The 15,208-nt window shown below is 21.9% G+C and carries 18 protein-coding genes and 1 pseudogene; 6 read left to right on the forward strand and 13 right to left on the reverse strand.

The genetic code is table 4. From position 1 onward, the window contains the following. The first annotated feature begins 46 nt into the window (after positions 1-46). The 3 genes from AACL05_RS06000 (at position 47) to AACL05_RS06010 (ending at position 1,954) form a co-directional block, all read left to right on the forward strand. Entirely contained in the window at positions 47-529 is a 483-nt protein-coding gene (locus AACL05_RS06000; protein WP_338960625.1) for a UPF0236 family transposase-like protein, read from the forward strand. Beyond that, positions 502-1,206, forward strand: a complete 705-nt coding sequence (locus tag AACL05_RS06005; protein WP_338960627.1) for an Mbov_0401 family ICE element transposase-like protein — start codon at positions 502-504, stop codon at positions 1,204-1,206. The genes AACL05_RS06000 and AACL05_RS06005 overlap by 28 nt, the downstream gene beginning before the upstream one ends. A gap of 328 nt (positions 1,207-1,534) precedes the next feature. After that, positions 1,535-1,954 (forward strand): hypothetical protein, encoded by a 420-nt coding sequence (locus tag AACL05_RS06010; RefSeq protein WP_338960629.1) that lies wholly within the window; start codon positions 1,535-1,537, stop codon positions 1,952-1,954. Between the two features lie 152 nt (positions 1,955-2,106). Here the strand turns inward: AACL05_RS06010 and AACL05_RS08745 are convergent. Continuing rightward, positions 2,107-3,356: pseudogene (locus tag AACL05_RS08745) on the reverse strand (ISNCY family transposase). 211 nt (positions 3,357-3,567) lie between these two features. On the opposite strand from AACL05_RS08745, the gene AACL05_RS06025 reads away from it, so the two are divergent. Together AACL05_RS06025 and AACL05_RS06030 are read left to right on the forward strand one after the other, a co-directional pair. Then, positions 3,568-3,954 carry an ATP-binding cassette domain-containing protein gene (locus AACL05_RS06025; protein ID WP_338960636.1) on the forward strand — a complete coding sequence of 129 codons (387 nt, stop codon included), beginning with the start codon at positions 3,568-3,570 and terminating at the stop codon, positions 3,952-3,954. Between the two features lie 30 nt (positions 3,955-3,984). Then, a complete protein-coding gene (locus AACL05_RS06030) occupies positions 3,985-4,956 on the forward strand; it encodes an ABC transporter permease (protein WP_338960639.1) in 972 nt (323 codons plus the stop codon). A 53-nt stretch (positions 4,957-5,009) separates the two neighbouring features. Here AACL05_RS06030 and AACL05_RS06035 read toward each other — a convergent pair whose 3' ends face one another. Continuing rightward, the gene (locus AACL05_RS06035; RefSeq protein ID WP_338960641.1) at positions 5,010-6,059 is read right to left on the reverse strand and encodes a DUF3137 domain-containing protein; all 1,050 of its coding nucleotides are present in this window, start codon (positions 6,057-6,059) and stop codon (positions 5,010-5,012) included. A 132-nt stretch (positions 6,060-6,191) separates the two neighbouring features. Between AACL05_RS06035 and AACL05_RS06040 the strand changes: the two genes are divergently transcribed. Beyond that, positions 6,192-6,470, forward strand: coding sequence for a SemiSWEET family sugar transporter (locus AACL05_RS06040; RefSeq protein ID WP_338960644.1), 279 nt, complete (start codon positions 6,192-6,194; stop codon positions 6,468-6,470). A 6-nt stretch (positions 6,471-6,476) separates the two neighbouring features. Here the strand turns inward: AACL05_RS06040 and AACL05_RS06045 are convergent, their stop codons facing one another. From AACL05_RS06045 to AACL05_RS06095, 11 genes are all read right to left on the reverse strand, one after another. Beyond that, positions 6,477-7,256, reverse strand: coding sequence for an alpha/beta hydrolase-fold protein (locus tag AACL05_RS06045; RefSeq protein WP_338960646.1), 780 nt, complete (start codon positions 7,254-7,256; stop codon positions 6,477-6,479). Between the two features lie 16 nt (positions 7,257-7,272). After that, positions 7,273-8,016: a hypothetical protein gene (locus tag AACL05_RS06050; protein ID WP_252320766.1), complete on the reverse strand. Its 744-nt coding sequence runs from the start codon at positions 8,014-8,016 to the stop codon at positions 7,273-7,275. A 206-nt stretch (positions 8,017-8,222) separates the two neighbouring features. Further along, the gene (locus AACL05_RS06055) at positions 8,223-9,293 is read right to left on the reverse strand and encodes a hypothetical protein (RefSeq protein WP_338960649.1); all 1,071 of its coding nucleotides are present in this window, start codon (positions 9,291-9,293) and stop codon (positions 8,223-8,225) included. Positions 9,294-9,447: 154 nt separating this feature from the next. After that, a complete protein-coding gene (locus tag AACL05_RS06060) occupies positions 9,448-10,446 on the reverse strand; it encodes a hypothetical protein (protein ID WP_338960652.1) in 999 nt (332 codons plus the stop codon). 247 nt (positions 10,447-10,693) lie between these two features. Beyond that, positions 10,694-11,098 carry a transcription antitermination factor NusB gene (gene nusB, locus AACL05_RS06065; protein WP_338960654.1) on the reverse strand — a complete coding sequence of 135 codons (405 nt, stop codon included), beginning with the start codon at positions 11,096-11,098 and terminating at the stop codon, positions 10,694-10,696. Further along, entirely contained in the window at positions 11,064-11,435 is a 372-nt protein-coding gene (locus tag AACL05_RS06070; protein WP_338960656.1) for a hypothetical protein, read from the reverse strand. The genes nusB and AACL05_RS06070 overlap by 35 nt, the downstream gene beginning before the upstream one ends. Before the next feature lie 14 nt (positions 11,436-11,449). Then, positions 11,450-12,013 carry an elongation factor P gene (gene efp / locus AACL05_RS06075; protein ID WP_174481165.1) on the reverse strand — a complete coding sequence of 188 codons (564 nt, stop codon included), beginning with the start codon at positions 12,011-12,013 and terminating at the stop codon, positions 11,450-11,452. Between the two features lie 2 nt (positions 12,014-12,015). After that, entirely contained in the window at positions 12,016-13,092 is a 1,077-nt protein-coding gene (locus tag AACL05_RS06080) for an aminopeptidase P family protein (protein WP_338960658.1), read from the reverse strand. Between the two features lie 83 nt (positions 13,093-13,175). Continuing rightward, positions 13,176-13,325 carry a 50S ribosomal protein L33 gene (rpmG, locus tag AACL05_RS06085; RefSeq protein ID WP_174481164.1) on the reverse strand — a complete coding sequence of 50 codons (150 nt, stop codon included), beginning with the start codon at positions 13,323-13,325 and terminating at the stop codon, positions 13,176-13,178. A 173-nt stretch (positions 13,326-13,498) separates the two neighbouring features. Continuing rightward, a complete protein-coding gene (locus tag AACL05_RS06090) occupies positions 13,499-13,879 on the reverse strand; it encodes a hypothetical protein (RefSeq protein WP_338960660.1) in 381 nt (126 codons plus the stop codon). A 501-nt stretch (positions 13,880-14,380) separates the two neighbouring features. Further along, a complete protein-coding gene (locus AACL05_RS06095) occupies positions 14,381-15,208 on the reverse strand; it encodes a formate/nitrite transporter family protein (RefSeq protein WP_338960663.1) in 828 nt (275 codons plus the stop codon).

Below are 15,208 nucleotides of genomic sequence, written 5' to 3' on the forward strand. Positions count from 1 at the left end.
ATATATAAGTTAAAATTAAATTATTTTAAAGAAAGGAACATTAAAAATGTTTATATTACCATTTCCTAATCTTTTTGATTGAGACAAACACGATTTTAATCAAGATGAATTAAGTTTAAAACAAACAGAAGAATTATTTAAAACAATAGATGATTATTTATGAAGTACATGTGATAAATCTAAATATAAATCATATAGATTTAGAAAGAGAAAATTAAAAACAAAAAAAGGTTTATTAAATTATAAACGACGTATTTGTACTTATTATAACATAGAAAAACAAAAAACTGAATACGTATCCCTATTAGATAACTATCTCGGTGTTAAAAAATATAGTAAACTTGCACCTAATGTTATTAAACAAATTTTAAAATATTTTGCTGATGGTAAAAAGTATCGTGATGTTTGTGATACTTTTATTGAAGATTTAATAAGTACTAGTACAGTTTGTAGAACATATAAAAGTTTGAATTACCAAAAGCCAATATCCTCAAAATACCATTGCAACCATATCAAAATTTATATGTAAATATTGATAATGGACATAGAAAATTTAAGTTTAATGAAAAACACAATACTAAGAATTGTAAAAAATGTTCTATGAGATTATTAGTATTTTGTACTGGTAAAAAGAAAAATGGAAAATTAATTAATAAAAGAGCAGTATGCAAAATAAGAATATCAAAAACAGAAATTGGTGCAGAAAAAACAGCACAATTAATTAAAAAATATGGTAATTTATTTTTTGAAAATTTTGACAAAGCAAATTTAATAGTTTGTGGAGATAGTGCAAAATGAATTAGAAAAACTGCTACAATTTTAAATGCTAAATTTATTTTAGATAAATTCCATGCTTTTCATGTTTTATTTCTTGGGATAATGGCAGGAAGAAAAAAAGATAAAATTGCTAAATTACACTATCAAAATGCAATAAATTTATTTGCAAAAGGTCAATATTATGAATTAATTGATTTTTTACAGTTATTAACTTTACAATATAAAAAATTAAAAGTTGGTTATTTTATTAATGCAAAAGATGGTGTATTAAACCAAGCATTAGTTGAGAATATTGGTTGCTTTACTGAAACTAATATTAAACAAATTTTAAAACATATGATTGGTGATAGAACTTATAACATTGATATGTATACAAAAATGGTTAATTTTAAATGCTATCAAATAAATACAGCCATACAGTTATTATAAATTAAAACTAAAATTTAAAAATAACTAAAAATAAAATAAAACTTATTAAAATTTACTTTAATAAGAATTTTTGAGTTATATAAGTAAGTATTATTGTGTCAATATCGAGTGAAAATTTCCCAAAAATATTTATAAAAAAATAAATTATTTTGGAAAGTTACAGTGTTAAATAAATATAAACACGAATTCCAAATAAACGTTAAAAATTTAGCTTTAAATTTTGATTTGCGAACTTTTTTTTGTATAATTTAATTAAGTTTAATATAAGTTTTTAACTCATTGCTTTAATTTCAAAGTAAATGAGTTTTTATTTTGAAAGGATGAAAAAATGAATAAAAATTTACAAGAAGAATATGAATGAATTAATAGAGAATTGAAAAAAATAATTATTAATAAAAATCAATTTACTCCAGAAATTATTAGTAATAGAGTTAATTTAGTTCAAACTACTATTGTTGATATTAATGAAAATTTAAAAAAACAAAAGATTAGCAAATTTAAAAAAATTAGTTATTCAATATTGAAAATATTTACTTTTGGAAAAATTGATAAAAATAAAATAATTAAAGAAAAAAATGATTTTTTTATAAAAATATCAAAAGAACTTTTTGGAAATATTAAAAAAGTAAAAGAATTATATATAAGAAAATCAAATAGTGAAATAAATATAGATGTTAATAAAATTAATAATGTAACTTTAAATAATTTATTAATAAATCCGACTAAATCAAACTTACCACAAATGTAAAAACGAGAGATTGCAATTACAATTTCTTTTATATTTAAAATCAATTTTAGAACACCAAATTTGCTCATACGCAAACGTTTTAAAATTTTATATGGTTTAGTATTTATAAAATTAAATATCTTATAAAATAGATTTTTAATTTTAATTAAGAATTATTGATATCCATATCTTCAAGGATGATTTTTATTGGGTATATAAACTTTTTTAATTTTTATTAAATTTTCTTTTATAATTGGTTTTTGTGCTATTTCTTTTAGTTCATACATTTGATTATTGTAACTAAGATATAATTCATTAATAAATGATTTAAGTACAATTACATCAGTTCTAGGTTGTATGTATTGAACTTTGTTATTTTTATAAGGAAAATACTTTTTACCATAATATGTTATGGTTGAACCACTATCTGTTTTTCTTTTAGAAAATCTTGAAAGATAAATATTGATTTCTTCCTGTGTAGGAGCTTTAACCATAGCAGATTTAGTATCATCAATAGGAAAGGCAAATTGTTTATTAAAAGTACTTATGTATGTTTTAAGAAATTTGTTAGCTTCTTCTAAATTTCTAATTTTATTAAGTCGTAATTCACTAATTAAACGACTTTGAAGTGTTCCAAATAAGCGTTCAACGCGACCTTTAGCTTGCGGAATTGAAGTTCTGATTATTTCACAACACCTAAATCATTACAGGACTTTTGAAATTGAGTATAAGTGTCATTTTCTGTATTTATTTTTCCTGCATCAACTTTTTTCTTATATCCAAAAACTGTTCTATTATCGGTATAAAATGTTTTTGGTATTCCATAATTAGTTAAAATTTGATAAAAAATATTATAATAACCATCTAATGTTTCTTGATGATCAAATCATAGTCCAACAATATTTCCTGTAGCATCATCAATTGCAGCATGTAAAAATGATTTTGGTTTATCGTTACCAAATCAATGATGATTACTGGCGTCCATTTGAATTAATTCACCAAAATTTGTTCTTCGATTTCTTGTTGGATGTAAGTTATTTTTTTTATTTTTATGTCTTTTTGGTGAAGTAATTTTTTCTTTAATTAATATAGTATAAAGTGTGCTATATGAAATCTTAATTTTTTCTTCATTAATTAATTTCTCATGAAAATGTTGAAAATTAAAATTATAATATTTTGTTTTATACAAGTTTATAATCTTAATTTTGATTTCAAAATTTGTTGCCTTATTAGAAATTTTATTACGAGATTTATGAATAAAATCAACTTTACCTTCTCTATTAAAAATTTGAATTAATTGGTTAATTCTTCTAATAGTTAGATTAAGTTTATTCTTGGCTTGATGTTTAGATAATTTATTAATAATAATATCATTTATAATTTTGTATTTATATTTTTCTTTCATAGTCATACTTCTTTCCATATTTATCACCAAGTATATTTAACTTCACTTTTGGGAAATTTTTACTCGATAACTAATAGGAAATTATCACTAAATAATGACAATAAGTAAGTATTATTGTTGACTAATATTTTTCAAGTGTTAAGATTAACATACAATTGCATATTGAAGTCTAAATTATTCTCGTCTAATCTTATAATTTAAAGACAATAAATGAATGTTATAGACAACATTGATATGTTCCCAAAAAAAAGAAGGTATTGTTATTGGTTTCCAATTTCAAGAATCAAAATATCCACCAGGGATTACTGTTATGGATATGCTTACTTATTATTTAGAAACATTTAATATCGAAATCAATGTTGGTCAATTAAATGAATTATTAAATACCTATCAATTATCAGCTGCTAAAAATAAAAATATTATGTTTCTATCTGGTGGTCAACAACAACGACTTAATATATTATTAAGCGTTATTCATAAACCTGACTTGGTTATTTTAGATGAAGTATCAACTGGTTTAGATATTGAAGTTAAGGAAGAAATATTTGATTTTTTACAAAAAAATATTGTTGAAAAAAATGTAGCAATGATTTTAGTTACTCATAACATGAGTTAAATTGAAAATTTCTGTACACGTATCATTTATATGCACGATGGTGACATTATTGAAAAACGGACTGTTAAAGAGGTTGTTAAAGAATATGGTTCAGTTCATAACTATACATCTCAACAATTTCAAAAATATAAAAAACCTACTATTGCTGCAGAAAAAGAAGCATTATCTAAGAAAAAAGGTCAGCAAGATCCAAACAAAATTGTAAATGCCGCAAAAACACGCCCTTCTAAACAAATACCGTTATTGAATTTAATGTTTAAATATTATCTAAAAGGCTTCTTTGTCCCATTTTTTCTAATTGTTTATCCAATTCTAATCTTGGGAATTCAAGGAGAATCAATACGGCATACTGGTGCTGATGTTGCTGGCACCATTACTGCCGTTAAACAAATGATTGCTGGTATTGCGATTATTAATATTATTTCAGTTGGAATATTTATTATTCCTCAAACAATTATTGAATTTAAATTATCTGTATTACTAAAAAGAATTGGTGCAACTAATATTCATCCCTTATTTTTTGTTACTGCTGTAATTATCATCGGTGTATTTGCTTCAATAATTTCTTTCTTATGAACATTATTATGAGGTGGCATTTACTTTGGTGGTACGTATGGCTGAAGTGTTATTGCTCTTCCTACTCAAATTGGTGCTTCGATTCCATGAATTATTATTATTTTTATTACTACTATTGGTTTGGGAATAATGTTAGCATCATTATTTAAGACTATTACTTCATTTATTGCTGTTGCCAACGTATTATATTTACCTGTTGCTTACTTAAGTGGCTCAATTATGCCTATTGATTGAATTACAAGTAGTAAAGTATTAAATATTATTAGTTATTTCTCACCATTTAAATACTCTACTTTGCCTTACTTTGAATGTTGAAATGGAACATTTAAAATGACATGAGAAATGTATTTATATGGAGGTATTAGTTTAATAATACTAGCAATTTTTATGGGAATTGCTGCTCACAAATTAAAATGACAAGATTAATAATCTAAATTTAAAAGTGATTGGAATTCCCAATCACTTTTAATATTTTTTAATTATTTAAATAATAATTCCTTACTTAAATCTAAACTTACTACTCATTGATAAGAGTTTATTATAATATCTAATGTAAAATTTAACATTTCAACAATATTTTCTAATAATTTTTCTTCACTATTAGCAATAACTAAATTTAATAAATTAGCAGTAGAACTATTATCAGAACCAATATTCATATAAGGAAACATTAGAGTAACTTGATTTTTATTAACATAAATACGTGGTATTTTTTCTTGTATATTTGCTAAATCAATCATTTTGCTCATTACTTTTGGCACTAATAACTTTCTTAACTTAATTGGATCACTATAATCAAGAGCAAATAACTTCTCAAATGCTGCTGATTCAAGTTGATCACCACGATTTGAACCCATAATTCTTGAACCTAATGTTTCAGGAACAATCGTTGTTATTACATCTTGCATATCAATTAAACACGTAAAATAAAGATATCGATTATATGTAGTACTAGTAGTTGTAGTTTTTCCTGTCTTGTAAGTTCTAGTAATCTTTTCTAACGTTGTTCCACAATTAAAATTTTTATCATTAATACTACCAATAATAACTTTTTCAGTTCAAACACGATGATTAAAATCACTACCAATAACTAAGAATTTTTGTGGTACAATGGTAAAATTCTTAGTAACATTAGTAATTTCAACTGCTTTAAAAGTAGAATTAACTGCCATTTTTAAATAATTAATATTATATTCTAAAAATTCTCGTTTTATTTTTTTGGAAAAAGTTTGTCCAACTGTTACTAACAATGTTCCAACTAAAATAAAAATAATACCAATAATAACTATTACTAAATAAAATGTGCTAGACACTTTTTCAGGTAATAAACTACTCAGAAAAATTATCCCTAACATAATAGTAAAAAAACCTAATGCCAAAATAATATAAGCAATAATTTTATATACATTGCTTATAAACATTCGCTTAAAGGAAGTATTTAAAATCTTGTTATAAATTGAATGTATATTTTCTTTAATAATTTTTAATTCATTCTCATTAAACTTTATAATACTATTATTTCTGCTCACTTTTCCTCCCATATATTAATTTATTAAAATAATTATACTTAAAATTATTATTTTTACTATCAACTTAACCATTAATATCTTATAATAAAATTTAGAATACTAAAATATAGTAAGAATTTAGGAGAGAAAGATATGGAACTTACAATTAATATTTTATCTTGAATTGGAGCAATTTTAACTAGTATTGTTTTAATTCCCCAAAGTTTTAAAATAATTCGCACCAGAGATACAAAATCATTATCATTATATATGTATATTATTTTTGTACTATCAGCAATAACATGAATTATTTTTGCAATATTGTCTAATCAACCTGCTATTATTACAAATAATACTATTGTATTATTTTTTGCAAGTATTATTTTAATTCTAAAAATTAATAATATTTTTAGAAAAAAAGAAAAACCATAGTTTCAATTAGCTAATAAGAATTAAAGGATTTTCATTAATATATTTAATTCATCATTTAAAACCATGAGCACCATTTTCATCAATTACTAGATTAGTAGTAATTTTTCTATTAGTTAATATTTTTTTTAATTCAATAGTATTACTTTCATAATTTGTTACTAATTTGCCTTCAAAAAACTTTGGTTCTTTTTTTCCTACCCATAGTTCAACTATTAAAGGTTGATTATTATTTAAAACTTTAGTTTTTAAATCTTCAATAATTTGTGAATTAAATCAAATTGCTGGCGAAAATAATAATAATTTTGTAAATGGTAATTTTGATAAATATAACATTTGTAAACAAAAATATGCCCCCAAAGAACAACCAATGGCATTTAAATTTTTAATTTTTAAATTAAACTTTTTAATAACAAATGGTATAACCTCATTAATAATAAATTCTAAGTAATTTTTACCATTACCACCAAGAAAATCAATGTTACTTTTTTTTAATTCAGGAAAATATTTTGTCATTAATATTTTTACATCATCATTGGTATAAGTTGCTAAATCATTAAAACGAGTCATATTATTGGTACTACCAATACCAATAAAAATACAATTACTATTATTTTCAAATAAAATATTACTATTACTATTAAGTAACATATCTTTACCATCAAAAACTAAATAAACTTCATAAGCAATATTTTGATCATAAATAGAAGACAAAGCAATAATAATATCTTTATTAATATTTAAAAATTTACTTTTAATATTATCAACTTTTACATCATAATTATTCATATTTTTTCTCCTTAATTTATTGATAATTTCCTAACAAAGAATAATTCATTATTCTAATATAAAAATTAAAATTAGTTTGTTCTAAGCGCATAGCGCATTTAACCAATTCATCTAAAATTATCAACTTATTAGTAAATAAAGTTTCATATGAAAAAAAAGCTTTTAAATTTAAATCAGTACTATCTTTTGTCAGCAATGTTTTTCTAGTTTCTAAATCCAACAAATAAAATAACATTAATAAACTTCCAAACTCATAATTATTTTTTATGTTTGTTTCATTCTTAGTTAAATTAATAAAAATATTACCACTAATATTTACCAATCTTTTAATTATTAGCAAACTTTCTTTTTTCAAATTAGAATTATTTATCAAAAAATCAGGTAATACTACTTTTGAAGTATCATCAAACCAAACTTTTATTTGATCTTTACATCCAAGTAATAATAAAAGTTCCTTGGCATTTTGATAATCATCTAACTGTTTTTCTTGACGCTTAAAAGTAGGAATTAAAGCAGAAATAGTTAATATAAAATTTGCAACTAATCTTAAATATTCTTTATAAGAAATTTTATTGAAATATAAATAAACACTTATTATTTTCATAAACATTAAATTTTGATTACTATTAAATATTAAGTTATAAGTATTACGATAATCTTTTGCTTTTAAATGACCTAATTTTTTTTTAATTTCGCGCTTAAAAAAATAATTACTTTTTAAAAGCAAAAGATGGTTAAATAATCGATATTCGGGAATCATTTTTTACTTCCAATCTAATTATATATTTTTAAATTTAATCTTAAAATAATTATAACATTGAAATAAATAAGTAACATTATGTACTTATTTATTATATTTAATTGCCAATAATATCATTGATAATTAATTATATTTAATATATAAATTTAAAAAGTTATTTTAAATAATAACTTTTTAAATCCATTCTTAACTAAAATCTTTTTTTCTTATAAATAATTTATTAATCTCAAAGAAGAACTTAATTTTTCTTCTGCTTTATCTTCATTTGGCAAACTAAAACAAGATTGATTTTTTTCAATATCTGTTTCAAAACCAAGATCACTATATTGACTATTAACTCTTGAAATTAATTCTTTTTTACTAGAAAAAGGATTATTTTCATCAAATTGCTTTGATATTTCATTTTCTGAAATTAAATTTAATTTATCAAAAATTTCTTCATTTTTTTCATTTGTAATTTTATTAATCAAACTGACTTGTAAATTAATAATATTTTCAAAAATATTTAATTTTAAAACTTTAAGTGGTTTAATATTTTTTTCATTTTCATTTATTTCTTCTCTTAAATTTCTTGTTTTCAATTTTATTTCTTTAATTTCTTTATTAACTTTTTTGTTTCTAACATATTTAAAAATACCAAAACTAATAGTATTTACAAAAGTTATTTGTCAATTTTTTTCTGCTTTTTTTTCTCTTAAATCTTGAATATCACGTTCAAGTAAATCAATTTTATCTAATATTTCTTTATTTTTTTCTTCAAAATCAAATATTTTTTGTTCTAAATCCTTAATTTGAATTGCTGAGAAACTAATACTATCAAATAATTCTGTATCACCATCTTCTTCAAAAGGATTTTTCTTAGATGGATATATAGAATGTTCTAATTCTTCAAAGTTTTTATTTTTTAAAATAAAATCTAATTGTTCAAATATTTCTTTATATCTCTTAACTTTATTTTCATATAACTGACCTTGTAAATCAATAATTTCTTTTAAAATATTTAATTTTGAATTTTTAAATGGTTGTGCATTTTTTTCATTTTCATCAATTTCTTCTATTAAAGTTTTTATATTTAATTCTGTTTTTTTAATTTGTTTATTAATATTTGAAAATAGTTGTATTTTTTTTGATTTTTTTAATTTTTTTAAACGTTTAATTTTATTTTCTAAAGATTCAATTTGCTCAACTATTTCTTCACTTTTTTTCTCAATAAAAAATATTTCTTTATCCAATTCTTCTTTTGCTTTTTTTAATATATTAATTTTTTCGATTAACATTTTTTTCTCCTTTAAAAATTAAAAAAACCCATTTACTTATAAATAAAGCAATAGGTTAAAAACTATATTTAGTTTATAAATTAAATTATACTTACTTTTTTATTTTTAATTATTATTTTTATTTTTTTCACTAATATGTTTTAAAAAAAGTATTTTAACTAGTTAAAATACTTTTTTGTAAAATAGGAGGTACTGTAGAAAAACTTTTCGCGAAATTGTTTATTAAATTTTGACTAAAACAACAACTTCCAAATATTTTAGCATCTTCTTCTTCCACTGATTTAGAAAGTACTTCAATATCACTGCCGTCATCATCTTCATTAAAACCACTATCTTTACTTAAAAATATATCATCTTCTTGCTCGGATTCAGAAAGTACTTCAATATCACTATCATCATCATTAAAATTTAATTTATTAACAGTAACATCTACTTCTATTTCTTCACTAAAGATACTTTTTTTATTTAAAGATATTTTTAAAATATCATCTTTTTTCTCAGATTCAGAAAGTACTTCAATATGACTATCATCATCACTATTATATCCAGAAGAATTTTGTTCTAATGAAGAATCATTATTAATAGGATCTACTATTTTTGCTATTTGATTTTTTAAATTATCTAACTGTTGAAAAAATTCTTTATTAATTTTAATTAATCGATTGTTAACAAAAAATAAGTTTTTTAAAAGAATATTAGTTTTTTTAATAATTTTTAATTTTTGAATTTTTAACAATTTAATAATATTTTTATTATTATTTATCGTTTGTTTCAAACATTCTCTCTTAATTTTTATTTCTTTAATTTGCTTATCAATATTTTTGTTTTTATAATATTTAAAAATACCAAAAGTAAATACATTTAAAAAAGTTAGTTTTCAATTTTTTTGGTTTTTTTGTTTTTCTAAAACTTTAATATTTTTTTCTAATACTTTAATTTCTCCTATTAATTTTATATTTTTATCTTCTTCATCAAATATTTGTCCAGTTAATTCATTGATTTCTTCATCTAATGTAAAAAATTCCTCCTCTTCGATTAATGAAATATTTAATTTTAATTCTGTATTTTTTTTATCAATATAAGATATTTTTTCATCTAATTTATTAATTTCTTTATCTAATAGTAAAAAAGATTCTTCTTTAGTTAATGGCATATATACTTCTCCTTTTTAAAAACAAAAGAACCCATTTGCTTTAAAAAAACAATGGATAAAAACTTATATTAAGTTTATTAAAGTATATTATACTTTATTTTTTTATTTTTTAACTATTAATTTTTAAAAAATAGTTACATTGAACAAAAATATTACATTATAACATAAAAAATATCTTTAAAATAAGATAATATATTTATATTAGAAATATAGTTATTAACTAAATTCAATCATATACTAGTTATAATTACTTATTTATTTTATCTAAAACACCATTAATGTATTTATAAGCATCATTTGGACAATAAACTTTAGTTATAATAATAGCTTCATTAATAATAATTTTTTTATCTGTTTTAGTATGGACAATTTCATACACTGCTAAAATTAAAATTGCTTGTTCAATTGGTTTTAAATTTTCAAAATCTCATCCTTGTTTTAAATTTTTATTAATTAAATCTATTAAATCATATTCATAATCAATTATTTTATTTAATATCTCACATTGTTCAGTAATTAAACTCTTACCTTCTTCTTCAAAAAGAAATTGTTTAAATGCTTGTTGTGATTGACCTTCAAGGAAATATTGATATAATACTTCCATCATGCCAATTCTTTTATGATGCTGGGTTATCTTCTTTTGTTCTTGCATTGTTGATTTCTACTTCCTTAGTTTTAGCAATAAATATTATATGAATATTTAATAAAAATAAATTTAAAGCTGATTCAGTACGTCTTAAAATTAAATTATTAATTTTATTTTTTAAATTTACTAAATCTTCATTTGGATTAACAATTAATTTTATTCGCACAACAATATTATTATTAATAGCAGTAATATCATTTGTTTCTAACATTAGAACTTCAACATCTTCTAATGTTAATTGATAGTAGTTATCATTAATTAATAACATATAAATAAATTTTTTAATAACTAACGAAGATAATTTTAATGTTCCAACTTTACTTTCTTCAATAAGTATTTCCATAATATTCACCTTTCTTAAGCGCGAGTTTTGTATTTCCCTTCATCTGTACTTACTACAATTTTATCACCATTATTAATAAACATTGGTACTTGTAATTGTAAACCAGTTTCTAAAATAGCTGTTTTTGTCGTATTAGAAACACTATTTCCCTTGACTCCTGGTGGAGCATCAACAACCGCTAATACTACCGAAGGAGGTAAATCAATACCTAATATTTCTAAATTTTTATAAACCCTTAATGATACTTCATTACCAGGAACTAAAAATTTTTTTTCTCATGATAAGCGTGATTGATCAATCCTAATTTCATTATAATCTTCATTATCCATAAAAACTGAATACATACCATCATCATAACTATAAATTGCTGGTCGTTTATCAATAATAGCTGGATAAACTGTATCACCACCGGTAAAAGTAATACTAATAATAGCTTGTGTCCTTAAATTTTTTGCTTTTACCTTCACATGCGCTTGTCCACGTCCACTTTTAGAATGTGCTGATTCAATAACTATTAAAATATCAGTTTTATTATGTAAAAAAGTAATTCCTGGTTTAAAATCATTAACGTTAATCATTTTTATTTTTTTTCCTTTCAAATGTCAATTTCACGAGATGATTTTGTTAAAATTTGATAACCATCTTTGGTAACTAAAATATCATCTTCAATTCTAACACCACCTAAATTAGGAATATAAATACCTGGTTCAACAGTAATAACCATTCCCGGAACTAAAATAGTAGATTCATTTTTAATAACTCAAGGCGATTCATGAATTTCAATACCAAGTCCATGACCAGTACCATGAGTAAAATATTGTTCATAACCCTTTTCTTTAATATATTCTCTACAAATCTTATCAATTTCACCAATAGCTATACCTGATTTTACAGCCTTAATTCCTGCCATTTGTGCTGATTTAACTATTTCATGAATTTCAATTAATTTTGGATTAACTTTACCAATCGCAAAAGTTCTAGTCATATCTGAACAAAAACCTTCATATACACAACCAAAATCACAAGTAATTAACTCATTATTGCCAATTTTTTTATTACTAGCTTTACCATGAGGCATTGCTCCTCTTTCTCCAGAAGCAACAATAGTATCAAATGATGCTTTTGTTGCACCATTTTTAACAAATGAACGTAATATTATATCTTCAACATCTTTTTCACTAACACCAGGTCGGATAAAGCTTAAAACTTCATTAAAAGCCAAATCACCAATAGCACAAGCTTTTGCAATTCGTGCAATTTCGATTTCATCTTTAATCATTCTTAATGAACTAACATAAATTGGAACAAATTCAATATCTTTAATTTCTTGCTTTCAACTTTCTAATTGAGCAATAGTAATATATTCTGCTTCAAAACCAATTTTTTTAATTTTTTGTGATTTTAATAAATCTTTCAACGAAGAAAAAATATTACTAAATTGAATGCATTTAACATTTTTGGCATTTTCTTTTCCCTCAGTAATATATCTTCCATCTAATAATAAATTTGCATCATTTTTGCTAATCAATAAATAACCTAACGTTGAAATAAAATCACTATATCAAAAGCGATTTTCGGAAGAGTAAAATAACATAGCATCTATTTTATTTTTGGTTAATATTGTTTCAATAATTTCTTTTTTATTTAAATTTTTCATTTTAAATTCAATCCTTTTAATAAATCATTAATTAATAACTAAGTATATTGTACTGCAAATTAAAGAAAAGAAATAAGTAAAACTTATTTCTTTTCTTTATGTAGTGTATGTTGATTACAACGAGAACAATGTTTTTTTGTTTCTAATTTTTCAGGCTTAGTTTTTTTATTACGATCAGCAATATAATTTTCTTCTTTGCAAACTTCACATCTTAAAGTTAATCCATCACGCATTGTGCGCCTCCTTAATAATAATTGAGTTATATACAATACAATATTATTGCATAATTAAATAGTTAGTTCAATTAAATAAAAGAATTATTTTTAAACTTCCTTATATGAAAAAATGTTACTAATATTAAAAATACAAAATATCAGTAACTAGGTAATTATTTAAATAATATTATTTAAAATACTTGATATCAATATAAGTCATCAGTTTTATACTGTGTAAAAATACTAACTGTTTTATTATATCTATTAATTTCGCCATTCATTCCATCAGGAATACTTTTAGTATTAACTTCTAAATTCTCAATTTTGTTTATATTTGAATCAATATTAAGAACATAATTTGGATTATTTAATGTTTTAACGAAAAAATTAGTTGAAGATTTACCCTTATTTTCTTGATTATTTAATAATTTTATTTCACTTATTTCATTAGTTAAATTTATTGTTTTTAATACAACTAATTCATTTTCAGAATTAAGATTTCTCTCAATTATTCTAACTGTCATTTTTTGTTGTCGATCAAATAAAAGTAATAATTGACTATTAATATTCAATAAATCATAATCATCAGAAATTTCAAAATTATATTTTCCTTTAATAACTTGACCTGATGAATCAATAATTTGAATATTTTTACTATCTTCTTTTAAAATATATGTTTTACTATTTAATCTAATAATATCAATTCCATAAAGATCTAATTCAGAATATGTATTACTTACATAATCATAAATTAATACTTGATTATTATCATCTTTAATTACTCAAACTTCTCTATTAGTTTTAAAAAAATATTTTGCTGTTCACGATAATTTATTAATAGTAAAATCGGAATTACTTACTAAAAGACTATAGTCTCCATTATCTGAGTTAATAATAACTTCATCATCACGAATATAGTTAATTTCTTTTATTGTATGAAATAAAGAAACAAATTTTAAAATATACTTATCAAATAACTTCTATTTACAATTAATTTATTTTCATAAAATTAATAAATCCATTACTTAAAACTAAAGTAATGGATTAATTTTTATATTAAACTAATAATATATTTATAATGTTATTTTTGGTAATTCTTTTCTAAAGATTAAATAATACATACCAGGTAATAAAATACCACCACCAATAAAATTACCAAATAAGGTTGGAAGTTGTACTTGATAACCAAATTGTAAAAAGTCATTAAATCCACTATGAATTCCATAAATATTAAATAAAGGCCCTAATCCTCAAACATAAGAATTTGCTACAACGTGAGAAAAACCAGATAAGGCAAAAACCATAATTACTAATCCTATTAATAAAAATTTAGCAGTAGATAAACGAGTGGCATGAGAAATATAAACACTTCCTGCTACTAAAAAATTACATAATATACCACTAAAAAAGGCTTTTCATCAAGACATTACTAATTTATGATTAAAAATACTAACAGCATTATCCAAAAAAGCTTGATTATCAAAAAAGCCTGCTCATCATGTAAATAATGAAAGAATAAAACAACCTATAAAATTACCAATTAATACTACTAGTAAGTTAATTAACATTCTTGTTAACTTAACTTGTTTTTTTATTAATGGCATAAATATCATGGAATTAGAAGTAAAAAGTTCACCACCCATAAAGACAATCATAGTAATTGCTAAAGTAAAAATAAAACCAAATGTTAAATTTTTAATACCATTATCACTTAATCCTCTACTACCAAAAATAGCCGCAATATAAGCAATACCAACAAAAAATCCAGCCGCAATACCCATTAAAAAAGTTTTTAATAACGGACTTTCTGCTTTCTTTAATGCATACTTATAAACAGCAATATAAGTTTCAATACTTGTTAATGTTTCTTCATTATTGATATTTTCTACACTTGTATTCAC

The sequence above is a fragment of the Spiroplasma endosymbiont of Thecophora atra genome (assembly GCF_964019735.1).
In the GTDB taxonomy this organism is placed as follows: domain Bacteria; phylum Bacillota_I; class Bacilli_A; order Mycoplasmatales; family VBWQ01; genus Spiroplasma_E; species Spiroplasma_E ixodetis_A.